This window comes from Cupriavidus sp. UBA2010 (genome assembly GCF_002335265.1).
Taxonomy (GTDB): Bacteria; Pseudomonadota; Gammaproteobacteria; order Burkholderiales; family Burkholderiaceae; genus Cupriavidus; species Cupriavidus metallidurans.
Window position 1 is genome coordinate 63,003 of the sequence record NZ_DDCI01000003.1, and the last position, 26,898, is coordinate 89,900.

Below are 26,898 nucleotides of genomic sequence, written 5' to 3' on the forward strand. Positions count from 1 at the left end.
GGGGAAGGGGTTCATGAGGAGACACAGATGAAAGAGCGCGTGAAGTTGGGGATGTCGGCCCTGGCCTTTGCGGCCGCGCTGGCTTGCGGTCATGCGGCCTGGGCCGACGAGGCCTCCGCGAAGAAGTGGGTAGACAACGAGTTCCAGCCGTCGTCGCTGTCCAAGGACAAGCAGATGGCGGAAATGAAGTGGTTCATGGACGCCGCCGCCAAGCTCAAGGCGAAGGGTGTCACCCAGATCAACGTGGTGTCCGAAACCATTACCACGCACGAGTACGAATCCAAGACGCTGGCCAAGGCCTTCGAGGAAATCACCGGCATCAAGGTCAACCACGACATCATCCAGGAAGGCGATGTCGTGGAAAAGCTGCAGACGTCGATGCAGTCCGGCAAGTCGATCTACGATGGCTGGATCTCTGACTCGGATCTGATCGGCACGCACTATCGCTATGGCGCGATCCTGCCGCTGTCCGACTACATGACCGGCGTGGGCAAGGAGTACACGAACCCCGGCATCGACATCAAGGACTTCATCGGGACGAAGTTCACCACGGCGCCGGACGGCAAGCTCTACCAGCTGCCGGACCAGCAGTTCGCCAACCTGTACTGGTTCCGCGCCGACTGGTTCGCGCGCAAGGACCTGCAGGAGAAGTTCAAGGCCAAGTATGGCTATGACCTGGGCGTGCCGACCAACTGGTCCGCCTACGAGGACATCGCCAACTTCTTCACCAACGACGTGAAGGAACTGGACGGCAAGAAGGTGTTCGGCCACATGGACTATGGCAAGAAGGATCCGTCGCTCGGCTGGCGCTTCACCGATGCGTGGCTGTCGATGGCCGGATCGGCCGACAAGGGGCTGCCCAACGGTATGCCGGTGGACGAGTGGGGCATTCGCGTGGCCGAGGACAAGTGCACGCCGGTTGGCGCGTCGGTCTCGCGTGGCGGCGCCACGAACAGCCCGGCCGCGGTGTACGCGCTGACCAAGTACATCGACTGGATGAAGAAGTACGCGCCGCCGCAGGCCATGGGCATGACCTTCTCCGAGGCAGGCCCGGTGCCTGCCCAGGGCCAGGTGGCGCAGCAGATCTTCTGGTACACGGCGTTCACGGCCGACATGACCAAGAAGGGCCTGCCGGTGGTCAATGCCGATGGCTCGCCGAAGTGGCGCATGGCGCCGTCGCCGTACGGCCCGTACTGGAAGCAGGGGATGCAGAACGGCTACCAGGACGTCGGCTCGTGGACCTTCTTCAAGAACACCGATCCGAACCGCCTGGCTGCCGCCTGGCTCTACGCGCAGTTCGTGACGTCCAAGACGGTGTCGCTGAAGAAATCGCTGACCGGCCTGACCTTCATCCGCGACAGCGATATTCACCACGAGTACCTGACCAAGAACGCGGACAAGTATGGTGGCCTGATCGAGTTCTACCGCAGCCCCGCCCGCGTGGCCTGGACGCCGACTGGCAACAACGTGCCTGACTATCCGAAGCTGGCGCAACTGTGGTGGAAGAACGTGGCCACTGCGGTGACGGGCGAAAAGACGCCTCAGGTGGCGATGGATACCCTGGCCGAGGAGATGGACAACGTGATGGGCCGCCTGCAGCGCGCCGGCATGGCGAATTGCGCGCCGAAGCTCAATCCGAAGAGCGATCCGTCGAAGTGGCTGTCGTCGGAACATGCGCCGTGGAAGAAGCTGGACAACGAAAAACCAAAGGGCGAAACCATCGCCTATGACAAGCTGCTGCAGGCGTGGAAGGAAGGGCGCGTGCGCTGATTGTTGCTGAACGGGGTGTTCGGCTTGTAGGGAGGAACGGCGGCGCTGTTGCGTCGCCGTTTCGTTTTGTGCCGGATCTGTGCCAGTTTGGAACTTCCGCGTTGCACTCCGTATTCGACACCCTAAAGCCTCCCATGGCTATCTAGAATCGCTCGCAGTTGGATCTCATGGACAGAGGCAAAGATGAACGAATCCGAAAGCATTTTCAGACGGCGACAGCTCGCGGCCGAACTCGCCGACGAGCTGATGGGCGATTCACGGACGGGCATGGCGTGGTCGGGGTTGTTCCTGTCGGCGCCACGCCGCACGGGCAAGTCCACGTTTCTGCGGGAGGACCTTCAGCCGGCACTCGAGCGTCGTGGCGCACTGGTTCTGGTGGCGGATCTATGGAAAAACAACGATGTCGATCCTGGCGACGTGATCGTCGACGTCGTGCGCCGGGCACTGGCCGCGCATGAGGGAGTCGTTGCCAGAGCGGCGCGCGCCGTGGGGCTGGACCAGTTCGGATTCGGAGGCTTTTCTTTCTCCATAGACCGGGTGGGGCTCGGCAAGGGCATTGCCCTGTCCGATGCGCTGGCCGAACTGTCGGACAAGGTCCAGCGGCCCATTGCGCTGGTCATCGACGAAGCTCAGCAGTGCATGGCCACCCGGCGCGGCAACAACGCGATGTTCGCGCTCAAGGCGGCACGCGATGAACTGAACTTCGCCCATCACGGCCTGCGCATCATCGCCACGGGCTCCGATCACGTCAAGCTGCGCATGCTGCTTGGCTCGCGCGAGGCATTCTTCTGCGCGACGGAACGGATCTTTCCGGTGCTGGGGCGTGACTACATCGATTGGTTCCGGTCGCGGCACGGCTTTTCCGACGTACTGAACGCCGATGTCATGACGCATCTGTTCGCGCGTGCGGCGTATCGTCCCGAGCTATTCGAGTCCGCGGCGGTTGCGGCGGGCGGGGACGGCCTTGTCGGGGGCGATGCGGCAGCGGTGCTCGAACGGCGGATCGACGAACAGATGCGCGCTGTTCATGCGCCGGCCATGCGAACGCTGGAAGAACTGCCGCCGCTCGATGACGCGATCATCCGCGTCATGGCGACGAGCAAACAGATGTTCGCCGGATTCAGCGCGCCAACGATGCAAACCTATCGGCGAGTCATGAACGCCCTGTCAGGCGAGCCATCGTCGCGTCTCGACTATGCCGAGGTGGAGCGGGCGCTGGAAAGACTGGTGGTCCTGCGACTTGTCTGGCGCTCCGCATTGGGCCTGCATGTTCTCGAAGACCCAACGCTCGCCGAGGCGATGCGCCGGGCAGGGCTGCTTGACGTGGTCAGGCGCGTCTCTGGCAGAAAGCTGACCCTTGTTTCCGGAGCGGAGCACGACTTATCGGTTGCCTGAGGCGGGGCTGCGAATGGGGCGCGTCAGCTACGCGTGCGGAGCGATATCTGCGGCCTTGTTGGGGCCGGTCGCCGAGTAGCAGGCTTTGCCATGCCGCTTGGCGTCGTACAGGGCCATATCCGCCCGTATGAACAGTTCGCTGACGGATGCGCTCTGGCCTGATTGGTGGAGCGCGCTGCCGACGCTGCACGTCGAGACGAGTGTCTGGCCATCGATCGTGAACGGGCGTAGCGCCGCATGAACGACCGCATGTCCGATGCGTTCGACGATACTCGGCGTGGTGATGTGTTCGAGGATGATGGCGAACTCGTCGCCGCCAATTCGGGCCACAGCATCGCCGCTACGTACACAGGTGCGCAGTCGTTCGGCGAAAGCGACGAGCAGGCGGTCGCCGACTGGATGGCCGTAGCTGTCGTTGACCGCCTTGAAATCGTCGAGGTCCACCAGCAGCAGCGCGGCGCCGTGATCTGCCGAGTCCGCTCGCGCCATGGCTTCCTGCAGTCGCCGGTCGAAGCCCTTGCGATTCAGCAGGCCGGTCAGGTGGTCGGACAGCGTCTGGGCTTCAAGTGTGCGCAGCTTCAGGCGTTCGCCGGTCACATCGCGGGCGAACATGTGCAGGCCGGTGAGAACGTCCTGCGTATCGTTCCACGCTGGCTGGTAGGTGATCTCCCGAGCGGTGCCGTCGGACGTTTCTCGCGTGAAGGTCACGACTTCGCCAGTGCTTGCACGCTCGAGGTAGGGCTTGTTGGCGACGTAGTCTGGTGTGCCCCAGAGTTCTCGCACAGAAAGGCCCGTGATCTGGTCGGCCGGCAGACCATAGTGTCGCGCATAGGCCTGATTGACGAACGCGAACCGCTCGCTGGCATCGATGAAAGCGACGAACTCGGGAACATGATTGGCGATGGCCACGAAGCGCTTCTCGCGCGCTGCGGCGCTGTCGTTGGCGGCCTTGAGCGCCGCCTCGCGCTCGGAGAGTTGCTGCATGACCTCGCAGAAGGCGCCGGCAAGCTCGCCGATTTCGTCCTCGCGGTCGACGGGCAGGTCCGCCACAGCGGATGGGCGCGTGGCCAGTTGCCTGACGGCGCGATGCAGGTGTTCGAGCGGGGCCAACAGGAAACGGATCGTCATCCACATCAGCGCGGCCGCAAAGATCAGGGAAACGAAGCCGATGACGATGGCATGTTGGCGGGCTTCGAGCAGCGGCCCGTAGGCTTCCTTGGCGGGCAGGACCGATATCACCTCCCACCCGTTTGATGCCAGCAGGTGGCGTGCGACGACCGGTTGCTGCGGCTCCAGCGTTTCCCAGCGCGAGGCTGGCTGTTCAGCGCCGCAGGATTCTCCCGAGGCGCGTGCGGGCGTGAGCACCTTGGCGCTGTCGGGATGCATGGCATAGCGTGGATTCGGACCGGCCGAGACCAGGCAATAGAAACCGGTCAGGCCGATGCGGCTGCCTGCCAGCTCGCGCAGGAAGTTGTCCGCGGACAGGTTCAGGATGCCGCCGACGACGGCGCGCAGTTCACCCTTCGCACCCAGCAGGGGCACGGCGAGGATGACGCCGGGGGCGGCACTGTGTTTGCCCTGCAGCAGGTCCGAAACGACAAACGGGGAGCCGCGCAGGATTTCCTTGAAGTAGTCGCGGTCGCCGATCGTCATCTTGACGCCATCCGGAACCGCCGTGCTGAACGCGAGTGTGCCGTCGGGCCATGCCATGAAGACCGCGTTGAATTGCTCTGGTATGTCGATGGTGTCGGCGGCAAGCTGGCGCTGTCGGGCGGAGGGTGCGTCGAGCACAGGCGACAGGTTGTGGGCGAGCCGTCGCAGCACGACTGCGCGTGATTCGAGCTTCTCGTCCAATTGGTTGGCGACGAGCCTCACCAGTGTGTCCTGCTGGCTCTGAACGAGATCGTTCAGGCGCCCATAGGCGTACCACTGGGAAATCCCCGCGCGTGCCACAAATACCAGCGTAACCACAATTGCGGCGGCGATCGCCATCCGGTACTTCAATGAGTGCCGCATGATTCTTGTCTGTTCGCGCACTGACCCGTATTTGGCTGCCTGGATGCTGTCATTGATTGGCCCCACCTATCTATCATCGGCAACCGGTTCAAAGCGTAGCAGAACTGCTATCGGTTGCCTTGGGAGTACCGGCACAAACGCGTGTGTGATCGCACGCGAGGTGGAACATGGCGCACACCGTGGCGGTGGCGCGACATTCGGGAGCTTCCTGTGCGGCGAATGAGAGGATTGTCAGCGGCACTTGGCCAGCGCTTCGACCAGCCAGTCGATGACCGGGCGGAAGCGTGACGCCCCGCGAAACTCGGCCGGGTAGGCCAGCCAGATTTCACGGGTGACCTCGGGTACGTCCTGCGCCAGGGTCAGGCCCGGGTCTCCGGCGGCGAGGTAGTGGGGGAGCAGGGCAACCCCTAGGCCGGTGCGCACTGCCTGGCTGACCGCCAGCAGGCTGTTGGACTGGAATGCGAAACGCCGATTTAGCGATTTCGGCCACTCCACTTCCGGCAGCGTGAAACCCTCGTCGAGCAGGCCACAGAGTGGCGTATCGCTGGCGAGCGCGGTAGTCACCGGCATACCGGCCGGCGCATAGAGCCCGAAATGCACGGTCCCCGCGCGTTGGGCGACCACCGTGTCTTCCTGCGGCCGCGCCAGACGCACCGCGATATGCGCGCGGCGCCTGGCCAAGCTGGCTACCCGGTTGTCCAGTTCGAGCCTGACTTCCGCCTCTGGATTGGCTGCGTAGAGCGCCGGCAGGCGCGGCGTCAGCAGGCAGGTGCCCATCGCCGCGGTGGCTGCCACCCGCACCATCCCCGAGACCCCCGATGCCACGCCTTCGATTTCCCGCAGCAGGCGGTCGGCGGACTGCTCCATCTGGCGTGCCGCGATCAGTGCGTTGCGACCCGCCGCGGTCAGCACAAAGGTGCCGTCCGCCCGGGTGGCAACCGGCTTTCCCAGCGCTGTTTCCAGGCGCCGGATCCGCCGGATGGCTGTGGCATGGGTGATATCGAGTTCGCGTGCGCAGGCGGAATAGCTGCCGGCCCGCATCAGCGTTGACAGCGTCAGCAGATCATCCCATGAGATTGTGCTTTTTTGCACAGTGATTGTGAATGAGTGGCGAATTGGCGCACAGCTTAGCCTGTCCTACGATGCCTGCATAGTCACCTGGCCATGGAGATGTGAGATGTCAGTCGCCCCCGTTCCAACAACGCTTCTCGACGCTGCAGGCGCGAGCCGCCTGCCATCCGCCTGGTCGGATGCCGTTCTTGTGCTGGTGGATCATCAGCGCGAGTATGTCGACGGCAAGCTGCCGCTGACCGGTATGCCCGAGGCGGTGGCAAGCTGCGCAGAGCTTCTGGCGTTGGCGCGCCGGCACGGCTCGCCGGTGATTCACGTCATGCACCACGGGAAGGCGGGCGGGGCGTTCGATCCGGCTGGACCTCACGCGGCGATCATCGAAGGTCTGACTCCGGTCGATGGCGAGCAGTCCGTGGTCAAGCACCTGCCGAACAGCTTTGCCGGCACCGACCTGGCCGATCTCCTGGCAGCCACGGGCAGGAAGGAACTGATCGTGGCGGGCTTCCAGACCCATATGTGCATCAGCGCGACCGTCCGGTCCGCGCTCGACCACGGCTACCGCGTGACGCTGGTGGCCGCTGCCTGCGCCACGCGTGATTTGCCCGATCCACTGGGAGGTGCGCCGTTGTCCGCAGCCGAACTGCATCGCGTTACCCTGGCAGCCTTGAATGACCGGTTCGCCACCGTTGTGGCCGATGCATCGGTTTGGCACTAGCGGCAGGAATCGGCAGGAATCGGCAGGAATACACGCCGGTCAGGTGCCGGCGTCGGGTTGGAGGTGGTGGACAAGCGCGCTTGCCGGGATGCTGCGCGCGACTGGCTGAGGCATACTAGCGCCTTCCAAAACGCGGCCTGTCCGGCGGCGCCCCCATTTTTGCTGGCCATCGTGGCCGACCCACACCTCATGAAGCGCATCCTACTGATCAAGATCACGTCGCTCGGTGACATGGTGCATACGTTACCGCTGGTCCACGATCTGCGACGCGCCTATCCCGGCGCGAAAATCGACTGGGTAGCCGATGCATCCTGCGCGGATATCCCGCGTTGGACGGTCGGCATTGATCGTGTGATTGCACCGCCGCTGCGCCAGTTCAAGAAAAACGGCAAGAAGTGGCGAGACCTGCGTGGCATTCTCGGCGCGGTGCGCGAGTTGCGCCGCGAGCCCTACGACGTGGCCATCGACGTGCATGGTGTCTACAAGAGCGCGATCGTTGCGCGCCTGTCCCGGACCCGCCGCCGCCTGGGGTATGCCGCCGAATTTCTCGGTGAGTCACGCGCCGAATTTGCCTATACCGAACTGTTCGGGCCGCACGGTGATGCGGACTGCCGGCACAAGATGCGCCTCGTGGTGGCCAATGCGCTCGGCTACGAGATCGAGCCGCAGGAAACCTGCGAGTTGAGCATCCCGAAGCCGGCCGCGCCGCTCGCCGCAGACGGCGTGCCGCGTGCGATGCTGTTTCACGCTACGTCCGCCGAGATCAAGAAGTGGCCGCAGGCAAACTGGATCGAGGTGGGCCACGCGCTCTCGCTCCGGGGCTACCGCGTGCAGTTGCCGTGGGGATCGCAGCAGGAGCACGAAGAGGCGAAGGCACTAGCGGCCGCCATTCCTGGCGCGGAAGTGCTGCCGCGCATGTCGATCACAGAGTGCGCGCAGCGTGTCGATGCGGCGGCGCTGGTCGTCGGCATGGACACGGGGTTCGTGCACCTGGCCGATGCGCTCGGCAAGCCCACGGTCATGATCTTCACCGCGACGTCGCGGCCGCATTTCGGCGTGAATCGGCCTGGCCAGTCGATCTCGGTCGGCGACAACGGCGTGCGCCCTCCGGTCGACGAGGTGCTGGCGGCGGTTGCCCAGGTCACTGGGCACGGTGCCGGCGCAAGTCAGGGATTGCCCCGCGATTGTGCTACGGGCGACGTGTCGGCGTAACGCCAGTAGTTGAATGCGACGATCGTGGCGCCGGCATGCGCCGTGACCAGATCCAGCATGAACGGCAGTTGGCGAATCCGTAGTCCGATCATGTAACGGGCCACGCCCTTCAGTCCTTCAGGCGGCGCAATGCGCTCCCCGTGGCGCATTGCCAGCCGCAAGATATGCACAGGGACGAATCGCTGCGGATCGCTCATGCGTGCGTGTGCGGCCTCCGTATAGAGCAGCGGCGTGTCCGCCAGTGCGGCGAAACGCGAACGCAACTGCGCGAGCATCGCGGGTGCCAGCGCCATGCCTGAGCCGTTCAATCCCAGTGCGGTCATGCCACGCACGTTGGCCTTCCACAAGCCGCCCACTACCATCAACGAGCCACGTTCCGCCGGCGGCGGCAGTGCCGTCATGGCTTCCCATACACCAAGCATGTCGCCATTCAGATCGAAGAGATGGCAGCGATCGGCGAATGCGCGCTGGTAGCCGACGATACAGTCGAGGTCGTCGTCAAACACCGGCAATACGTCGCGCGGCATTCGCGCCGGGCGGACTTCGAAGAGCCCGGACGAGACGGGATAGCGGCCCGTCCAGGGTTTGGCGGCCCCCACGGCGAAGTCGGGGCCGGCATCCGCGGGCAGAAGATCCAGTGACATCGGAAGCAGTCCGTAGCGATTGAGGAGTGCATACGCTACGGGGGGCAAAGGGGCGCAATGTGAGGATTTTTCGATGCGCGATGGCGGCCCTTTCTGAAGCTGCTCCGTGACTTGATCCGACGCAACCGGATGCCGGGGGGACTAGTGGATAAAGCCTCCCTGGACGAATCGGACGGGTTCGGCATCCATGCGCAACAGCAGTGACGTGAGGCCATCCGTGCCGGGCGATGTCGGGCCACGGTCCTTGTTGACCTGACCGGTCGAACAGAGCAGATCGGCGGTACCCCACGCATCTCGGCCCGGCAGGGATCGCGCGCGCAGCCAGCCATCGCGATCGGCCAGGAACTCGGTGCCAGCCAGTCTGTTGGGGGCAATGCCGGCGATGCGGGCGTATGCGTCCCAGGCTAGCGGTGATGCGGCGACGCACCCCGCGCGGAACTGTGGGACATTGACGGGCGGCTTCCCATCGCGCGTCAGCAGCAATGTCAGAAAGCGTGGGTCTTCCAGTGGCAGCGCGCCGGCATCGCCCTCGCCCTCGAATGCCACCACTCGGACGCGCTGATGTCCGCGCCAGTCGGCCATCGGGCGCCCCGCATCCTGTCCGCAGCGTACCGTGACGTCGAACAGACGCAATGGGATCGGCCAGTTGCCGAACGTCCTGGCGGCAGCGCCGGCGGCCAGCACCTTGGTGTAGTCGATCACGGCCCAGGTGTCGGCATCGTCGAACGCTCGCGAGAATGCGGGCATCGTCTGCCGGCCCTCGCTATCGCGCATCCCATTGGCGATATGCCAGAACAGATCGCCGCCGGCGCGGCGTCCCAGTAACGGGCCGACGAACGTTGGTGGCCATCGCGATAGCCCGGCCGCGAGCGGTCCTTCACCCCGGCCATCCTCGCCGTGGCAAGCGGCGCAATGCTGCGCGTAGAGACGTGCGCCATGCGCGATGCTGTCGGCTGAGAAGCGGGTGGGGCTGCGGTGAAAACTGGTGGGTGCGGCAGGGGTGAACAACAATGCCGGCGATGGCCAGGGTGCGAGGATAAGCGTCAGCGCCGCGGCAGCGAGCCAGGTCAGCCGCTTGCCACGCCAGATGCCGGCGACGGCGACACAGGCCAGCGCCGCCGCGATTGCCGCAAGGCTCCATGCGACCTGACGTGCCAGACCCAGATCGATCAGCAGCGTTTCCCCCGCGATTCTCCGGGCCCACGGCCAGGCGGGCTGGCCATGCGCGTCACCGGAGAGGTGCAGCCCATGCCAGAGCCGCAATAGCGCAAGCTGCCCATCCTGCAACAGCGTGAGCAGCGTGTTGAGCCACGCCTGTGCCGGTGGTCCATTCATGCGTTGCGCTGCCCGTTACCAGCTGGCATCCAGACCCAGATGCCGCAACGCTTCGTGCCGCAGCTCGGTCAGCCGAGGGTCGCCGCGATGCCGTGGATAGGGCAGGTCCACGTCGATCTGCGCGGTGATCTTGGCCGGGCGCTGGCTGAATACGATGACGCGTTGCGCCAGGAACAGCGCCTCCTCGACGTCGTGCGTGACCAGCAGGGCGGAGAACCCGGCGCGTTGCCACAGTTCGACTAGATCGCTCTGCATGGCCAGGCGCGTGAGCGAGTCCAGTTTGCCGAGCGGTTCGTCGAGCACGAGCAGCCGTGGATCGTTGACCAGCGCGCGGGCCAGCGCCACGCGTTGCGCCATGCCGCCGGAGAGTTGATGCGGGAAGGCATCCGCGAACGCTTCGAGGCCCACGCGTCGGAGCGCGGCGTCGACGCGATGGCCTTCACGTCGCAACAGGCCGCGAGCCTGCAGGCCGAGCGCGACGTTGTCACGCACGCGCCGCCACGGGTACAGCGTGGGATCCTGGAAGACCACGATGCGGGAGGGATCGGGGTGGTCGATGGGCGTGCCATCCTGCCGGATCTCCCCGGCGTTCGGTGTTTCGAGCCCGGCCACCAGCCGCAGCAGCGTGGACTTGCCGCAGCCGCTCGGGCCGAGCAGCGCGACGAACTCGCCGGGCGCGACGTCGAGGCTGACGTCGTCCAGCACCGGCAACCGCCGCGCGCCGTCGCCGAAGGCGTGGCTGACACTGCGAATGTCGATCCGGGCGCCAGCGGCCTCGGGGGCGTGTTCCATTACGGCTACCATTTGACGGTTCCTTTCTGCCAGGAGAGCGCGCGGTCGCGCACGGCGAACAGCAATGTGATGACCCCTGAGAACAGCAGTGCCATGACGATCAGCGCTGCATACATGTTCACGTACGATGCCCAGCCCTGAGCCCAGGTCAGGTACCAGCCCAGACCGGATTTCACGCCCATCATCTCTGCCGTGACGAGCACGGAGAACGATGCGCCAAGCCCCATGAACAGGCCGACGAATACCTGAGGCAGCGCGGCGGGGATCGCCACGCGCAGCACCAGGAACCAGCCCGATGCGCCCATCGTGCGCGCCACGTCGTAGTAGCTCTTGTTGACGCCGGCCACGCCCGACCACGTCAGCACCGCCACCGGAAACGCGGTCGCCAGCGCGATCAGGAACACCGCTGCGGAATAGCTCGACGGAAAGAAGTAGAACGTGAGCGGCAGCAGCGCCGTGGAGGGCAGGGGGCCAAGCACACGCAGCACGGGGTGAATCCAGTAGCCGATGCGGCGAGACCATCCGATCGACACACCAATCAGGAAGCCTGCCAGCGCGCCGTATCCCACGCCAAGGCCGAGCAGCTTCAACGTGTTGAATGCGCTGTCGCCCAGACGTTGCCAGTCGTCGAGGTAGACCTCGATCAGCGCCTGGGGCGGCGCGAAGAATGGCGTCGGCAGGATCGCGGTCTTGGCGGTCAGGATCTCCCAGGCGGTGAAGACCAGTGGCAGGGCGACGAGCCAGGGACCGGCTGCCCGCAGTGCGGCGACCGCGCGCTGAAGCGGCCCACTTCGGCTTGCGTACCCGCCCGTCAGGGCCAGCAACAACAGCGCGGCGGATACACCGAGCACGACGATGCCGAGTTCCTCCGTATAGGCCCAGTCGTTGAACCCGGCCATCTTGTTGGGCCAGCGCCAGGTCACGGCGCCGAACACGCCCCAGGCCAGCGCCGCCACGATGCCCGTGGGCCAGACCGTCACGCGTGGGGCGACGGTCCTGGGGGCGGGTTGCGCGAGCCGCGCGTTGAGGGTGCTTTGGTTGGTCGTCATGGTCTTACCCCAGCACGTTGGCGTAGACATGCTGCGCCAGGCGTTTGGCATCGGTGGACTTCTTGAGCACGCCAATGCGGCGGAAGTCGTCGGCGTAGAACGCGATCTCCTCCTGCAGATCCACGCCGGTAGGGTGGTGCGTGTAGGTGAGCGTGGCGTAGAGCTTGCGCAGATCGTCCGGGCTGATCTTGGGCGAGTACTTGGCGAACACCTTTGCCGCCTCGTTAGGGTTCTCGTTGACGTAGTCTGTCGCCTGGACGATCGAACGCGCCAGCGCGGCCGCCGTCGGGCGATCGTTGCGAACCAGCTCGCCCCGCGCCCCCACCACGCAGCAGACCTTCCGTGCGTATTCGCCCGTCAGGTTGGTGGCCAGTTCCACGTACGCGCCGTTGGTGCGCTTCTCCAGCAGGTAGAGGTTCGGGTCGCCATCGGCGATTGCCTGGATTTCGCCCTTGTCGACGGCCACGCCGAGCAGGTCGGCCGGGTACTGCCGCCAGGTGATGTCGCGGTCGGGGTCGATGCCGTTCTTGGCCAGCAGGATCGTGAAGAAATGCTTGCCCGGTGCGGCCAGGTCGCTGACGCCGACGGTCTTGCCCTTGAGTGCCTGAAGGTTCGTGACGCCGGCCGCCTTCGCGCCAACCAGCCGCACGCAACCGCCGTGCGAGCTGCCGATGATCTTCACATCGAAGCCGGCTTCGAGCGGCTTGAGCCAGCGATGAATCATGCCCACGGCGGCATCGGCCTTGCCGGTGGCGATTGACTCGAGCAACTGGTCCGTGGACCCACTGTAGTTGATCAGATCCACCTGCAAGCCGTTCTTTTCGAAGAAGCCTTTCTCCTGCGCCACGACGATAGGCGTCAGGCAGAAGGAATTCTGGTTCCATGCGAAGGTGAGCTTGCGCGGGGCCGACCAGGCCTGACGGCCCAGGATCAGCGCGGGAGCGGCGATGGCCGTGGTGCCGGCCAGGCGCAGCAGGCTGCGGCGACGATTGTCAGGGCGGGACGATTGTTGGGACGGCTTCTGGCTCATGGTTTTTTCTCCCCGTTTTCAGTTGTTCAGGCCGGCTCAGGCTGCCTTGCGCTGGCGCTCGGCATCGCGTTGCGCAACGAGCGCGCGCACACGCGGAATCAGTTCGCGACCGTAGTCGACGGCGTCGTCAAGCGGATCGAAGCCGCGGAGCAGGAACGTGCTGACGCCGAGGTCGTAGTAGGCCAGCAACGCATCGGCTACCTGTTCCGGCGTGCCGACCAGACCGGTCGAATTCGAACGGCCGCCGGTTTCGCGCGCGATGGCGGTCCACAGACGTTGATCAACGCGGTCGCCCTTGTCGGCGGCGGCGAGCAGACGACGCGCGCCCTCGCTCTGTTGCGGGCCGCCACGGCTGTAGCCGGCCTGCACGCGCAACGCGCGGGTGCGTTCCAGGATGCTGTCGGCGCGGGCCCACGCCTTTTCCTCGGTGTCCGCCAGCACGGGCCGGAACGACACCGAGAAACGCACCTCGCGGGCATGCCTGGCGGCCTCGGCACGCACGCGCGTGGTCAGCTCGCGTACCTGGTCGAGGGATTCGCCCCACAGCGCGTAGACGTCGGCATGTTTGCCCGCCACGGCGAGTGCTGCTTCGGAAGCACCGCCGAAGTAGATCGGCACATGCGGCTGCTGGGCAGGTTTGACTTCGGAGAAGCCGCGCTGGAAGCGGTAGAACGTGCCCTCGTGATCGAAGGGCTGGTCCTCGGTCCAGATGCGACGCAGGATGCCAAGGTACTCGTCGGTACGGGCATAGCGCTGGTCGTGATCGAGATAGTCGCCGTCGCGCCGCTGTTCGTCGTCTGACCCGCCCGAGATGAAATGCACCCCGAGCCGGCCGCCGCTGAACTGGTCGAGCGTGGCGATCTGCCGGGCGGCCAGCGTCGGCGCTGTGAAGCCGGGGCGGTGCGCCAGCATGAAATGGATGCGCTCGGTCACGGTGGCCGCGTAGGAGATCGTCAGCGTGGCCGATGGCCCGGTGGAGTGGTGAGGCACCAGGATGCGGTCGAACCCGGCCTGCTCATGGGCCTGCGCGAACGCGCGAACGTAGTCGCGATCGATCACCGGCCCGTCAGGCGGGTGAATCTCGGACTGTTTCTGGCTCTGGATCATGCCGATGATGTCGACGCTCATGGGTGGCGCTCCTGGTTCGTGAAACGGTTCGAGTCGCCACCGTAAGCCAGCGCGCGCCGTGCGAGAACGAATAAAAACGCGACTCCATATGCGTTGGGAACCGATGCTCGATATGCGAATTGCGTCGTTATCGCCAGCCCGCTTCGGGCGGTACGCTATGCAGCGATTCGTTCACGTCTTCCGAAGGATTCCCGATGTCTTCGTCCCCCTTGCGCCGGCTGCCGACCAGTGAGGCGCGGCTGGCCAAAGTCCTTGCCGAACTCACGCCGCGCCTTGCCGCCACGGCTGCCGATCACGACTCGCACGGCACATTTCCCCACGACAACTTCGCGTTGCTGCACCAGTACGGCCTGATCGCACAGGCGGTACCTGTGGCTTCGGGAGGTGGTGGTGCCGGGCTGGCGGAGGCGCGCCGCATCATCGCCGCCGTGGCCGGCGGAGACGCCGCGACGGCGCTGGTGTTGACGATGACCTACCTGCAGCACCGCGCGATCGGCCGGGACGAGGCACGCTGGCCGGAGGCGGTGCGCGAGCAGGTGTTCCGCTCGGCGGTGGAGGAGGGGGCGCTGATCAACTCGTTGCGTGTGGAGCCGGAACTGGGCTCGCCGGCGCGGGGTGGTCTGCCCGGCACCGTGGCCACGCGCGTGGGCGATCGCTGGCGGCTACGGGGGCACAAGCTCTACAGCACCGGCATCCCCGCGCTGCGCTGGCTGGCGGTCTGGGCGCGCACGCACGAACCGGAGCCGCGGATCGGGGTGTTCCTTGTGCCGAAGCCCGAAGCCGATACGCCAGGCATCCGTGTGATCGAAAGCTGGAACCACATGGGGCTGCGGGCATCGGGCAGCCATGAGACCCTGCTGGAGGATGTGTGGATTCCGATCGAACATGCGGTGGATATCCGTCCGCCATCGGCTTGGGCCCCGGCGGGCGCGAGCCAGGCCGATATCGACGGCAATATCGACCAGCAGGCATGGATGGTGGTGCTGCTCGGCAGCCTCTATGACGCCGTGGCGCGTGCCGCGTACGACTGGATTCGGGATTTCGTGCGCGAACGCGCACCTGGCAGTCTTGGCAAGCCGCTGGCAACCCTGCCGCGTGTGCAGGAGACCATCGGCGAGATTGCCGCGCTGCTGCGCGCCAACGAAGTGCTGCTGGACGATGCGGCGGGGCGTACCGACGCCGGCACGCCGCCGTCGGCCGAAGATAGCGGGCTGCTCAAGTTCACGGTGACCGGGAATGCCATCCGCGCAGTGGAGCTGGCGCTGCAACTCTCCGGTAATCAGGGCTTGAGTCGCAATAACCCGCTGGAGCGGCATTATCGCGATGTGCTCTGCAGCCGCATCCACACGCCCCAGAACGATTCGATCCTGACTGCCGCCGGCCGCACGGCGCTGGCCGACTGATCCTCGCAACGGAACGTCGCCGTCGTGCTATGTTTGCGGCAAACGTTATCGGCCGCGACACCTTGCCCAGGCACGACGGCCGAATGATCCAGGAGACATGGCATGTCCACATCGCCAACCCCTGCGCAGGCGCTCAAGCCCCTGCGCGATTTCATTACCGCTTTCACGGCGCTGCTCGACCAGCATCCCGACGAAGCCCGCATTCTCGACGAGGGCGGCAGCCTGCTGGCCAAACTCGTGGCCAGAGACGACTGGTTGCCCGATGCCTACGCGCAGCCGCATCCCGAGTACTACCAGCAGATGCTGCTGCACTGCGACTCCGCCGAGCGCTTTTCGATTGTCAGCTTCGTGTGGGGGCCGGGCCAGCGCACGCCCATCCACGATCACACCGTATGGGGGCTGATCGGCATGTTGCGCGGGTCCGAATACGCGCAGCCGTTCGAGATCGATGCCGATGGCACGCCGCAGCCACAAGGCGAGGCAACGCGGCTGAACCCCGGTGACGTGGAGGCGGTGTCGCCGACGGTTGGCGACATCCATCGCGTGCACAATGCGTACGATGACCGCGTATCGATCAGCATCCATGTGTACGGGGCCAATATCGGCGCGGTACGCCGGCATGTCTTTCCGGAGACCGGCGGCAGCAAGGCATTCATCTCCGGCTATTCCAATTCCACCTTGCCCAATCCATGGGATCGTTCGAAGGACCCCATCGCGTCATGACTGAAGTTCAATCGTTTCCGACGACAACCAGCCTGGCTGTGCGTCAGGCATTGCTGGACCGCACCGAGATCGCCTTGATCGACGTGCGGGAGGAAGACCCCTATGCGCAGCAGCATCCGTTGTGGGCGGCCAACTTTCCGCTGTCGAAGCTCGAACTCGAAGCCTGGGCGCGCATCCCGCGCCGCGACACGCGCATCGTCGTGTACGGCGAGCACGATGGCGAGGATCTGGCCCCGAGCGCGGCGGCCAGACTGCGGGAACTTGGCTACACCGACGTCTCGTTGCTGGATGGCGGTCTGACCGCATGGATCGCTGCAGGCGGCGAGGTCTTTCGCGACGTGAACGTGCCGAGCAAGTCGTTCGGTGAACTGGTGGAGGCGAAACGTCACACGCCGTCGCTGGCCGCACCCGAGGTGCAGGCGCTGATTGACGGCAAAGCCGACGTGGTGATCGTCGACGCGCGCCGCTTCGACGAATATCAGACCATGAGTATTCCCACGGCCACGAGCCTGCCCGGTGCCGAACTGGTGCTGCGGATTCGCGAGTTGGCCCCTAACCCGGCGACGCAGGTGATCGTCAATTGCGCGGGCCGCACGCGCAGCATCATCGGCACACAATCGCTGGTCAACGCCGGAATTCCGAACCCGGTGGCGGCGCTGCGCAATGGCACGATCGGCTGGAAGCTGGCCGGCCAGGAACTGGACCACGGCGCGAGCCGTGTGGGGCCGGTACAGGTGGATGCCGCCAACCACGACAAGGCGCGCGAAGGCGCCCGTGCCATTGCCGCGCGGGCTGGGGTCCGTCGTATCGGATTTGGCGAATTGGCGTCCCTGCATGTGCCCGGCCGCACGGTCTACCAGTTCGACGTCCGCACGCCCGAGGAATACGCGGCCGGCCATCTGCCGGGATTCCGCAGCGCGCCCGGTGGACAACTGGTGCAGGAGACCGACCATCAGGCGCCAGTACGTGGCGCGCGCATCGTGCTGGCCGATGACGATGGCGTACGCGCGAACATGAGCGCGTCGTGGCTGGCGCAGATGGGGTGGGAAGTCTATGTTGTCGATCCCGTTGGCGAACATGAGCGCAGCGAACGTGGATTGGCGGCCGCGAACGTTCCGCCATCGCCCGAGGTGGCGACCGTTTCGCCTGCCACGCTGGCTGCATGGCTGAAGGAAGGCGACGTCGCCGTGATCGACGTGACCGCCAGCGTCAACTACGTCAAGCGCCATATCCCCGGCGCATGGTTTGCCATCCGTGCCCAGTTGGCTCAGGCGATCAAGGCGATTCGGCCAGCGAAGCGCTATGTGCTCACCTGTGGATCGAGCCTGCTGGCGAGGTTCGCAGCGGTTGATCTGCGGGCGCTGACGTCGGCCGAGGTCTTCGTGCTCGAAGGCGGCACGGCGGCATGGGTGGAGGCCGGTTTGCCGGTAGAGCAGGGGGAAACTCGTCTCGCCGTACCGCGCACGGACCGATATCGCCGGCCCTATGAAGGCACCGACAATGCGGCGGCTGCCATGCAGGCGTATCTCGACTGGGAGTTTGGCCTGATCGCCCAACTCGACCGGGACCGCACGCACTTCTTCGAGGTGGTCTGACACGGGTAACGCCGCAGGCACCTGCCGAGCGGAGGGACGGCCCTGGTTTCCTATACTTGCGGGAACCAGGGCCGCTTTCTTTATGAGACGTACGTTGCGAGGCGCGGCTTTCTCGCTTCGGATTGCGGCCCTGGATCGAACCATGTGCCAGGAGGGCGACCGCCGTGCCGAAGATCCGAGAATCACTGATCCACGATCTGCATCCCACCCAACTGACAGTGGGCATGATCGAAGTGCAGGACAAGAAGACGCACCTGGCCTCGCTGAAGCCCAAGGATCAGCAGGCGTTCATGGAGGCGCATCCGATTCCGGCCGTCGAAGGCCCCGGAGGCAAGCTCTACATCACCGATCACCATCACCTTGGCCGGGCTGCGCTGGAGGCGGGCCTTACGTCCGGCTTCTTTATGGTGGAGGCCGATCTCTCCACCAGCGCGCCAGGCGATTTCTGGGGGGAGATGGACAAGAACCAGTGGGTGCATCCGCTGGACGAGAACGGGGTGCGCCACTGCTACACCCTGATCCCGTCCCATCTGGAAAAACTGATCGACGATCCGTACCGGTCGCTGGCCGGCTACGTGCGCGATGCCGGTGGGTATCAGAAGACGCCTACGGCCTTCGCCGAGTTCGTCTGGGCCGATTTCTTTCGTCGCCACATCGCCGTCGAGGACCTGAAGGCCGACTTCCAGGCCGCCGTCAAATGCGCGAAGGTGCTGGCCGCCAGCAAATGGGCGTCGGGCCTGCCGGGGTTCCAGTCGAAGTAACCTGCGACTTGCGCTTGCCGCTGCTGTTTGGTATTTGTCGGGCGTCCAGGCGTTGCATTCCGTTTCGGGATGACGCGGACATCGACAACAAGGAAGAAAAAGCATGTCAGGCCCGCACGTAGAAGCTTCCGAGCGCGAAGCGCTCTACCGCATCATGGCGTTGCGGCGCGATTGCCGTCATTTCACGCCCGGGCCGTTGCTTGGCGATGAGCAGTTGGAACGGCTGCTGGATGCTGCGCACCAGGCGCCCTCAGTGGGCCTGATGCAGCCGTGGCGTTTCATGCGCCTGAGCACACCATCCTGGCGCGAACGCCTGATTCCATTCGTGGAGGCCGAGCGACAGGCCACGGCGCAGGCCCTGGGGGAACGGGCCGCGGAATTCCTGCGGATCAAGGTGGAGGGTATTCGCGATTGCGCTGAACTGCTGGCTGTGGTGCTGGCGCCGGATGACGGTACTGTATTCGGACGGCGCAGCATGCCGCGTGAGATGGCGTGGGCGTCCGCCGCGTGCGCCGTGCAGAATCTCTGGCTGGCGGCTCGCGCCGAAAACCTGGGGCTGGGCTGGGTCTCGATGTTCGACCCCGAAGCGCTGGCACGCGAACTTCAGCTTCCCGAAGGCGCCACGCCGTTCGGGCTGCTGTGCCTGGGGCCCGTGCCGGCATTCTATGAAAAGCCGATGCTCGAGCAGATTGGCTGGCGGCAGCGCCGCCCGCTGCAGGAAATGTTGTGGGCATCCCCGGACCTGCCGCCTGCCTCTGGTTCTGGTGGCGGGGAGCAGGTCGGAGGCGACTGACAGCGGGAGGCGACCGCTTGCGGCATGGCGTGGCTACCGCAAAGGCTCCCGACCGTGAGAACGTCGCGGACATCGATGTTGCTGACGCTACGTCTGGCCGGGTTGCCTTGTTCCCCGATACCTTCAACCCACCGAGCGCGGCCGGGGCACGACCATTGAGTCGCAGGGCAGGCAGTCGAGCAGTTTTGCGGCAGTGCTGCCCAGCAACGCGCCAGTCAGGGCATCGCGACCCTGCGCGCCCATCACCACCAGGTCGACATCGTGCTGGCGGACGTGCTGGGTCAGGTGCAATTCCAACCCACCACGCACGATCAGCGGTGTGACGCGCGTTCCTGCGGGCAAGGCGGTGGCGGCGATAAACGCGTCGTACTGCGCTCGCTCCTGCGCTTGCGCGGAGGCAGGCTGCGGTTGCGTGTCGGTCAGCCCCGCGAAAGGCGGCAGGTAGGCATGAAAAACCGTCAGTTCGCATCCCGGAAAAAGCTGCGCCGCCGTCAGCAGCGCATTGCGCGAGGCTTCGGAGAAGTCGGTGGCCACAACAATCCGGCGGTAGGGCGCGTGCGGGCGATTCCGCACTATCAGCAACGGCTGCGCGAGCGTGCGCGCCAGGCGCTCGACGCTAGAGCCGAGCAGGAACCGGCCAAGCAGCTCATACCGCGCAACGCCGGTGACCACCAGGCCGACGCCGGAAACGGTTGCCATGTTGCGGATCGTCTCCGAGATATCCCGGGACTTCATGATTCGCACCTCGGCACGTACGGGGAGTCCGGCCAGGTCACGATCGATCTGTCGGCGGGCGATATGCAGGGCATCGCCGTCACCGCCGGTATCGGCAGCCCAGGCCAGTGCCTGGTCCGGGTGCGCGGCGGGGTCGAGCACATGGGCCACGATCAGTTCGGCCTTCCATGCCTGGGCCAGTCCCGCTGCACGGTCCAGGGCGCGATCGCAGCGTGGGCTCAGGTCGGTGGCCAGCATCAGGCTTGCGGGCGGGGAGGTGGCGGGGAGAGTCGTCATGGGCATCTCGCTAATCGTTCAATGGCAGGTTCAATCGGCAGCCAGACGCTTACCAGCCGGTTTGCGTCGGATCAGGATCTTTTCGAGTTCGGCGACGCAGAACACCAGCAGGCCGGCGCCGATCACCTTGCACCACTCCAGCGCGGACAGGTCGGTGGAATCAAACACTGCCTGCATCAGTGGCAGGTGCGTGTAGGCTAGCTGCAGCGGCACGCAGGCGGCAATGGCCAGCAGCACATACGGGTTGCCGAACAGCCCCTCGCGGTTGAGCACGGTCTTCAGGATATGCCGACTGTTGAGCAAGTAGAACATCTCGGCGGCCACCACTGCGTTGACAGCCATCGTGCGCGCGGTTTCCAGGCTGGTGCCGTCGGATAGCTCCCACAGGAACAGACTGAGCGCCCCCGCCATCATCAGGATGGATACCATCGTTACGCGCCAGACAAAGAAGCCCGACAGCAGCGTTTCTCCAACCGGGCGCGGTGGCTTCGCCATGATGCCGGCCTCGGCGGGCTCGAAGGCGAGCGCCAGTCCCAGCGTGCTGGACGTGACCATGTTGATCCAGAGTACCTGGGCAGGGGTGACGGGCAATGGCAGGTCGAACAGGATCGCGGCGATCACGATCAGCGCCTCGCCGCCGTTCGTCGGCAACATGAAGAGGATGAACTTCTTCAGGTTGTCGTAGACCGCGCGACCCTCGCGCACCGCGTGGGCGATCGACGCGAAGTTGTCGTCGGCGAGCACCACGTCGGAAGCCTCCTTGGCCGCCTCGGTGCCCTTGAGCCCCATCGCGACGCCAACGTCGGCCCGCTTGAGCGCGGGCGCGTCGTTGACGCCGTCTCCGGTCATCGACACGACCTGGCCACCGTCCTGAAGCGCGCTGACCAGGCGCAGCTTGTGCTCTGGGCTGGCGCGCGCGAATACGTCCACTTCCATCGCCACCCGGCGCAGTGCGGCATCGTCCATCAATGCCACCTCGCTGCCGGTCAAGGCGGGCTTGCCGACGCCGATCGCCAGTTGCGCGCCGATCGCGCGTGCCGTTTCGACGTGGTCGCCGGTAATCATCTTGACCCGGATGCCAGCGTGGTGGCACTCGTTGACGGCACGGATGGCTTCCTCGCGCGGGGGATCGATGATGCCGACCAGCGCCAGCATCGTGTAGCCGGTTTCTACATCCGTGAACGCGAGCTTGTCGCCCGCGGGCGCCGCGCGCTTGCAGGCCAGGGCGAGCAGGCGAAGGCCCTGCGCTGCGGTGTCGGTCGCCATGCGGCGCCAGTAGTCCACGTCCAGCCGGTGCTCCCCATCGAGATTCCACTGCCGCGCGCACATGTCGAGGATGCGCTCGGGCGCACCCTTTACCAGGATCCACGGCGCATGATTGGCATCGTGGTGGTAGGTGGCCATGAAGCGGTGCTCGGATTCGAAGGGGATGGAATCGAGCCGATGCCAGCCGGATTCCGGATTCTGCTGCTCCACGCCCGCCTTGGCGCCAGCCACCAGCAATGCACCTTCGGTCGGGTCGCCCTCGACATGCCACATGCCGTCGTCATTGCGCATGTTGGCGTCGTTGCAGAGTACGCCGGCGCGCAAGGCCATGGCCAACGGCGCGCAACTCATGGGATCGACGACGTGCCCGTCGATGCTGAAGTCTCCCACCGGCGAATAACCGACGCCCCCGACATCGAATACATGGCCCGCGCAGACCATGCGCTGCACGGTCATCTCGTTGCGCGTCAGTGTGCCGGTCTTGTCGGAGCAGATCACTGTCACCGATCCCAGCGTCTCCACCGCCGGCAGGCGCCGCACGATGGCATGGCGCCGGGCCATGCGCTGCACGCCGAGCGCAAGCGTGACGGTCATGATCGCCGGTAGCCCTTCGGGGATGGCGGAGGCTGCCAGCGCCACGGCCATCATGAACATGTCTGCTGCGGAGTGGCCACGCCAGAGGATGCCAGCCACGAACACCACGGTGGAGAGCAACAGGATGGCTACCGCCAGACCGCGTCCGAAACGATCGATCTGCCGTACCAACGGTGTCGACAGGCTTTCGATGCTGCTGAGCATCTCATTGATCCTGCCCAGTTCCGTGGTGCTACCCGTTGCGACCACGATGCCGGTCGCCTGGCCGTAGACCACCAGCGTGCCGGAGTACGCCATGTCGAAGCGATCGCCCAGCGGCGCGTCTTCCGCTACGGGCGCGACATTCTTTTCCACGGGCAGCGATTCGCCGGTGAGCGCGGCCTCCTCGACCCGCAGTTCTTTGACCGAGGTCAGGCGCAGATCGGCGGGCACCCGGTCCCCCGAAGCCAGCGCGACCACATCGCCCGGCACGAGATCCGCAGCGGCGATTTCGTGCCGCTGGCCATCGCGAATCACGAATGCAAGCGGGGCGAGCATGGCGCGGATGGCATCGATGGCGGCTTCGGCCTTGCCTTCCTGGATGAACCCGATGACGGCATTGATCACGACCGCCACGAGCAGCACGGCCGCATCGACCCAGTGACCGAGAATCGCCGAGACGATCGACGAGCCGAGAATGATGTAGAGGAGGATGTTGTGGAACTGCAGCAGCAGCCGCATCAGCGGGCCGCGGCGCTTGGGTGGCGCGAGACGGTTGGGACCGTACTCGTCCAGTCGACGGGAGGCTTCGGCTGCGCTCAGACCGGCTGCGCTGGTCTGCAGGGCCTGCCCGACCTGTGTGTCGGTGAGCGTGTGCCAGATGGGTGGCGATTGGTTTTCGGTGTCGTGGCTGGCAGGAGGACCAGTCATGTGGAGTCGGGGCCTTTTTCTGCAACCGGGCGGGCCGGTTTCGCGTTTCGATCGGAGGCGCGCATCGCCTGGTCAAGCCGCAGGCATCTTCTGGGGAGCCTGCGACACGGCGACGGCCTGACGGAGAAAGGGCGTATCAGATACTAGCTTGCTTCGATCACGCCCCGATGACAACACCTTGGAAGGCACTGCACATCTCTATTTCAACATCGCTTGGCGCTTGAGGGGGATGATCTCCATCAAAGTGATTAAGACACTCCTTGGCAAGTTGGGGCAGAGCAGTGCCACCGTTCAGCGGGGCATTCGGAGCTGTCAATCCGCCAGGGGCGCGCGACACCTGCAGGCTTGGCGCGAGTCGGTGAGCCTCATCCGGGATGATCAAGCGGCAGCGTCGCAAGGTATGTACTTGCCGAAACGACAAGAATCACCAGCCATGATCGGCTGGTCGAGAGGGCGGGTAGGGCGTCGACGTTGTCGATAGGCGTTCGATGGGCCCAGTGTCGTGATCCGTGAAGGACGGCGAATACCGTCGGTCATCGACAGACAACAAAAAACCCGGAAAGCTCGTCAGCGATCCGGGTTCACGGCAACGTTAGGCGTTGCAAGCCACAAATTTTGGTGGGTGGTACAGGGATTGAACCTGTGACCCCTGCCGTGTGAAGGCAGTGCTCTACCGCTGAGCTAACCACCCATGCTGCTTCGTCATCGTTGCTGCTGATGTCGTGCAGTGGAGAAACGAGATTATGCCGATGGGCCGGTATCTTGTAAAGCCCTTTTTCGAATTTTCTTCGAAATCCCTCGGGAGGCGCCGGGCCCTACTGAGTGGCGGCTTCGGCAGGGGAGGCATCCTGCCAGACCGTCTTGCCGCCACTTGCCTTGTCGAGTTCCTTGAGCACACCCATGTGCGCCGAGATTTCTTCCTCGGAGGCCAATAGCACGGGCAGCGTCATGGCGGACAGGTCGGCGGTGCTACGCGTCTCGCCATCCGTGGCGGCGCCGTCGAGCATGTCGATGACCAGTGAGTTCTGGCCGCGCGTCATCGCCAGGTAGACCTCGGCGAGCAGTTCGGCATCGAGCAGTGCGCCGTGCAGCGTGCGATGGGAGTTGCTGACGCCCAGTCGGTCGCACAGCGCATCCAGCGAGTTGCGCTTGCCCGGGAACATCTGGCGGGCTTCACGCAGCGTATCGATCACGCTGCTGGCGTGCTGGCGGAACGGCGGCAGGTCCAGGCGCTGGAATTCCATATCCAGGAAGCCAAGGTCGAAGGGCGCGTTGTGGATGATCAGTTCGGCGTCCTGCACGAAGTCACGGACCTCGTTGACGATCTCGGCGAACTTGGGTTTGTCGGCCAGGAAATCGAGCGTGATCCCGTGCACGGCGATGGCATCCTCATGGATGTCGCGCTCTGGATTAACGTAGAAGTGGAGGTGGCGGCCTGTCAGGCGGCGATTCACCAGTTCCACACAGCCGATTTCGATCAGGCGGTCGCCTGTTGCGTGATTGAGGCCGGTGGTTTCGGTATCGAGGACGATTTGTCGCATGGGCAGGATTGTAAACGACGGCTCAGGTATTGATCGATGCCACCCCCCGATTGGCCAGCGCATCCGCGCGCTCGTTGCCGGGGTGCCCGTTGTGACCACGCACCCAGTGCCACGTGATCTGATGAGGTTTCTGGGCTTCATCCAGTACCTGCCAGAGGTCGGCGTTCTTGACCGGCTTCTTGTCCGCTGTCTTCCAGCCGCGCGCCTTCCAGCCGTGAATCCACTCGCTGATGCCTTTCTGCACGTACTGCGAGTCCGTATAGATATTGACGATGCATGGGCGCTTGAGCGCGCGCAGCGCCTCGATGACCGCCATCAGCTCCATGCGGTTGTTGGTGGTGGGGCTTTCGCCGCCGAACAGTTCTTTCTCGTGGCCGCCGGCGACGAGCACGGCGCCCCAGCCGCCGGGGCCGGGATTGCCCTTGCAGGCTCCGTCGGAGTAAATCGTGACTTCTTGCATGGATATAAGGTGATGGTCCTAGCTGTCTTGGCCGGGGGTCTTGCCGTGCGTGCCCGTGGGCGTGGCAACCGGAGCCGCTACTGGCTTCAGCGCCGACTTGGGTGTTTTCCAGGCCGGGCCCACCAGGCGGATATTCTTGACGCGCTTGACCGCCGAGATCATATAGACCGCGCCGAAGATCGGCCACCAGCGGTCGCCGGCCTTCTCCATGAATGCCGCGCGCTGCAGCCAGCGTTCCGTGCGATAGGGCGGGCAGTAGCAGCCGAAGCGGCCCCGGATGATCTCGAACCCGAGCAGCTTGAGCCAGTCCTTGATTCGCACGAACCCGATGGTTTGGGCGTCACTTGGCAGGAAGGGCATGGCGCCAAGGCGGTTCAGGCCCTGCCGCGCGCCCCACAGGCTCATCGGGTTGAAGCATGTCACCACCACGCGCCCTTCGGGCATCAGCACGCGCGAGACTTCGCGCAGCACTTCGTGCGGGTCTTCCGAGAATTCGAGGACGTGCGGTAGCGTGACGAGGTCGATGCTCTGCGTGTCGAAGGGCAGTTCGTCGAACCGGCACAGCAGTTGCCGCGCATCGGGATGGGTCTCCCTTGGCCCGTGCGGGCCCGCGCGGCCGTCCAGCGCCAGCGCCGAGAACGGCATCCGGTTCTCGCGCAACGTGTCGATGGCGGGCAGGCCGAACTGCACCGCGTGATAGCCAAAAATGTCCGCTACCGTCCGGTCATACTGCTGGCCTTCCCACTCGAGCACGTACTGCCCGGGTGGCGAGGCTAGCCATTCTTCCCAATCTATAATCGGTCGGTTGGACATAGAGGAGCACGCATGTTGAAAGTGGAGCCGATTCCCGCCTTTCAGGACAACTATATCTGGGCAATCCACGACGGGCATAGCGCGGCCGTGGTGGACCCAGGCGAGGCCGCACCGGTCGAGCAGTTTCTGGCGCAACGCGGGCTGGCACTGGGCGCTATTGTAATCACCCATCACCATGGGGATCACCAGGGTGGTGTATCAGACCTCCTCGCGCGTCATCCGAGTGGGCCGAACGGCGAGCCACTGCCGGTGATCGGCCCGCAGGGCGAGCGAATCGCCCACCGGACGCAGGCCGTGCGCGAAGGCGACACGGTCACGCTGCGTCATCCGGCAGTGACGTTCCGGGTACTGGATGTACCCGGCCACACCGCGGGCCATGTGGCCTATGTCGGCGACCTGCCCGGCGCCGGCCCCGTGGTGTTTTGTGGCGACACGCTGTTCGCCAGCGGCTGCGGGCGCTTGTTCGAAGGCACGCCGGCCCAGATGCTGGCATCGCTGGACAAGCTCGCGGCACTGCCCGGCGACACGCGCGTCTACTGCGCCCATGAGTACACGCGCAGCAACGTCCGCTTTGCCCGGGCCGTCGAGCCGGCCAACCCGGATCTGGCGGCGTGGGCGGCGCGGGTGGATACCCTGCGCGAGGCCGGCACGCCTACGGTGCCAACGACCGTGGCGCACGAGCGCGCGGTCAATCCGTTCTTGCGGTCCCGCGAGTCCGCCGTCCGCCAGGCTGTGCGGGCGCAGGGCGGTGACGTGAGCGATGACGCGGCGGCTTTTGGTGCGCTGCGCGGCTGGAAGGACGGCTTTCGTTAACGCGGATGGGACAATCCGGTTGCGGGCTGGGCGAGGACAATTGACTCAAATTGCATCAT

At 65.2% G+C, this 26,898-nt stretch carries 23 protein-coding genes and 1 tRNA gene; 10 read left to right on the forward strand and 14 right to left on the reverse strand.

The features are described 5' to 3' along the window. Positions 1-39 precede the first annotated feature (39 nt). Complete coding sequence (locus B2246_RS00780) at positions 40-1,770, forward strand: ABC transporter substrate-binding protein (protein WP_008641556.1); 1,731 nt, start codon at positions 40-42, stop codon at positions 1,768-1,770. Positions 1,771-1,953: 183 nt separating this feature from the next. Continuing rightward, on the forward strand, positions 1,954-3,165 hold the full coding sequence (locus B2246_RS00785) for a hypothetical protein (RefSeq protein ID WP_035882281.1): 1,212 nt from the start codon (positions 1,954-1,956) through the stop codon (positions 3,163-3,165). 27 nt (positions 3,166-3,192) lie between these two features. Here the strand turns inward: B2246_RS00785 and B2246_RS00790 are convergent, their stop codons facing one another. Together B2246_RS00790 and B2246_RS00795 are read right to left on the reverse strand one after the other, a co-directional pair. After that, on the reverse strand, positions 3,193-5,157 hold the full coding sequence (locus B2246_RS00790) for a sensor domain-containing diguanylate cyclase (protein WP_286881360.1): 1,965 nt from the start codon (positions 5,155-5,157) through the stop codon (positions 3,193-3,195). Positions 5,158-5,412: 255 nt separating this feature from the next. After that, positions 5,413-6,273 (reverse strand): LysR family transcriptional regulator, encoded by an 861-nt coding sequence (locus tag B2246_RS00795; RefSeq protein ID WP_286881358.1) that lies wholly within the window; start codon positions 6,271-6,273, stop codon positions 5,413-5,415. An 85-nt stretch (positions 6,274-6,358) separates the two neighbouring features. Here B2246_RS00795 and B2246_RS00800 point away from each other — a divergent pair, with 85 nt between their 5' ends. Continuing rightward, positions 6,359-6,967 (forward strand): cysteine hydrolase family protein, encoded by a 609-nt coding sequence (locus B2246_RS00800; RefSeq protein WP_035882286.1) that lies wholly within the window; start codon positions 6,359-6,361, stop codon positions 6,965-6,967. Between the two features lie 189 nt (positions 6,968-7,156). Next, positions 7,157-8,179, forward strand: coding sequence for a lipopolysaccharide heptosyltransferase I (gene waaC / locus B2246_RS00805; RefSeq protein ID WP_035882357.1), 1,023 nt, complete (start codon positions 7,157-7,159; stop codon positions 8,177-8,179). Here waaC and B2246_RS00810 read toward each other — a convergent pair. The 6 genes from B2246_RS00810 to B2246_RS00835 form a co-directional block, all read right to left on the reverse strand. Further along, a complete protein-coding gene (locus B2246_RS00810; protein ID WP_008641579.1) occupies positions 8,134-8,823 on the reverse strand; it encodes a hypothetical protein in 690 nt (229 codons plus the stop codon). The genes waaC and B2246_RS00810 overlap by 46 nt on opposite strands. A 141-nt stretch (positions 8,824-8,964) precedes the next feature. After that, positions 8,965-10,158: a c-type cytochrome gene (locus B2246_RS00815; RefSeq protein ID WP_286881354.1), complete on the reverse strand. Its 1,194-nt coding sequence runs from the start codon at positions 10,156-10,158 to the stop codon at positions 8,965-8,967. Between the two features lie 15 nt (positions 10,159-10,173). Beyond that, positions 10,174-10,962 carry an ABC transporter ATP-binding protein gene (locus B2246_RS00820; RefSeq protein ID WP_008641582.1) on the reverse strand — a complete coding sequence of 263 codons (789 nt, stop codon included), beginning with the start codon at positions 10,960-10,962 and terminating at the stop codon, positions 10,174-10,176. After that, positions 10,956-11,999: an ABC transporter permease gene (locus tag B2246_RS00825; RefSeq protein WP_008641584.1), complete on the reverse strand. Its 1,044-nt coding sequence runs from the start codon at positions 11,997-11,999 to the stop codon at positions 10,956-10,958. The genes B2246_RS00820 and B2246_RS00825 overlap by 7 nt, the downstream gene beginning before the upstream one ends. A gap of 4 nt (positions 12,000-12,003) precedes the next feature. Beyond that, the gene (locus tag B2246_RS00830; RefSeq protein ID WP_008641586.1) at positions 12,004-13,029 is read right to left on the reverse strand and encodes an ABC transporter substrate-binding protein; all 1,026 of its coding nucleotides are present in this window, start codon (positions 13,027-13,029) and stop codon (positions 12,004-12,006) included. Positions 13,030-13,065: 36 nt separating this feature from the next. After that, complete coding sequence (locus tag B2246_RS00835; protein ID WP_008641588.1) at positions 13,066-14,157, reverse strand: LLM class flavin-dependent oxidoreductase; 1,092 nt, start codon at positions 14,155-14,157, stop codon at positions 13,066-13,068. 194 nt (positions 14,158-14,351) lie between these two features. Here B2246_RS00835 and B2246_RS00840 point away from each other — a divergent pair, with 194 nt between their 5' ends. The 5 genes from B2246_RS00840 to bluB all read left to right on the forward strand — a co-directional run bounded on the left by B2246_RS00840 (position 14,352) and on the right by bluB (position 19,432). Beyond that, positions 14,352-15,560, forward strand: a complete 1,209-nt coding sequence (locus tag B2246_RS00840; RefSeq protein WP_286881349.1) for an acyl-CoA dehydrogenase family protein — start codon at positions 14,352-14,354, stop codon at positions 15,558-15,560. Positions 15,561-15,662: 102 nt separating this feature from the next. Beyond that, positions 15,663-16,283 carry a cysteine dioxygenase type I gene (locus B2246_RS00845; protein ID WP_008641596.1) on the forward strand — a complete coding sequence of 207 codons (621 nt, stop codon included), beginning with the start codon at positions 15,663-15,665 and terminating at the stop codon, positions 16,281-16,283. After that, positions 16,280-17,878, forward strand: coding sequence for a rhodanese-related sulfurtransferase (locus B2246_RS00850; protein ID WP_286881345.1), 1,599 nt, complete (start codon positions 16,280-16,282; stop codon positions 17,876-17,878). The genes B2246_RS00845 and B2246_RS00850 overlap by 4 nt, the downstream gene beginning before the upstream one ends. Before the next feature lie 164 nt (positions 17,879-18,042). Further along, a complete protein-coding gene (locus B2246_RS00855; RefSeq protein WP_286881343.1) occupies positions 18,043-18,639 on the forward strand; it encodes a ParB-like protein in 597 nt (198 codons plus the stop codon). Positions 18,640-18,742: 103 nt separating this feature from the next. After that, positions 18,743-19,432, forward strand: coding sequence for a 5,6-dimethylbenzimidazole synthase (gene bluB / locus B2246_RS00860; RefSeq protein WP_286881341.1), 690 nt, complete (start codon positions 18,743-18,745; stop codon positions 19,430-19,432). Positions 19,433-19,555: 123 nt separating this feature from the next. On the opposite strand, the gene B2246_RS00865 is transcribed toward bluB, so the two are convergent. From B2246_RS00865 to B2246_RS00890, 6 genes are all read right to left on the reverse strand, one after another. Beyond that, entirely contained in the window at positions 19,556-20,443 is an 888-nt protein-coding gene (locus B2246_RS00865) for a universal stress protein (protein ID WP_008641614.1), read from the reverse strand. 30 nt (positions 20,444-20,473) lie between these two features. Further along, on the reverse strand, positions 20,474-23,212 hold the full coding sequence (locus B2246_RS00870; protein ID WP_286881338.1) for a cation-transporting P-type ATPase: 2,739 nt from the start codon (positions 23,210-23,212) through the stop codon (positions 20,474-20,476). A 616-nt stretch (positions 23,213-23,828) separates the two neighbouring features. Continuing rightward, positions 23,829-23,903: transfer RNA gene (locus B2246_RS00875), tRNA-Val, on the reverse strand. A gap of 124 nt (positions 23,904-24,027) precedes the next feature. Next, complete coding sequence (dnaQ, locus tag B2246_RS00880) at positions 24,028-24,753, reverse strand: DNA polymerase III subunit epsilon (protein WP_008641619.1); 726 nt, start codon at positions 24,751-24,753, stop codon at positions 24,028-24,030. Positions 24,754-24,775: 22 nt separating this feature from the next. After that, entirely contained in the window at positions 24,776-25,213 is a 438-nt protein-coding gene (gene rnhA / locus B2246_RS00885) for a ribonuclease HI (protein ID WP_008641621.1), read from the reverse strand. An 18-nt stretch (positions 25,214-25,231) separates the two neighbouring features. After that, a complete protein-coding gene (locus B2246_RS00890; RefSeq protein ID WP_011516914.1) occupies positions 25,232-26,026 on the reverse strand; it encodes a class I SAM-dependent methyltransferase in 795 nt (264 codons plus the stop codon). Between the two features lie 12 nt (positions 26,027-26,038). Between B2246_RS00890 and gloB the strand changes: the two genes are divergently transcribed. Next, the gene (gene gloB, locus B2246_RS00895; RefSeq protein ID WP_035882293.1) at positions 26,039-26,839 is read left to right on the forward strand and encodes a hydroxyacylglutathione hydrolase; all 801 of its coding nucleotides are present in this window, start codon (positions 26,039-26,041) and stop codon (positions 26,837-26,839) included. Positions 26,840-26,898: the final 59 nt, after the last annotated feature.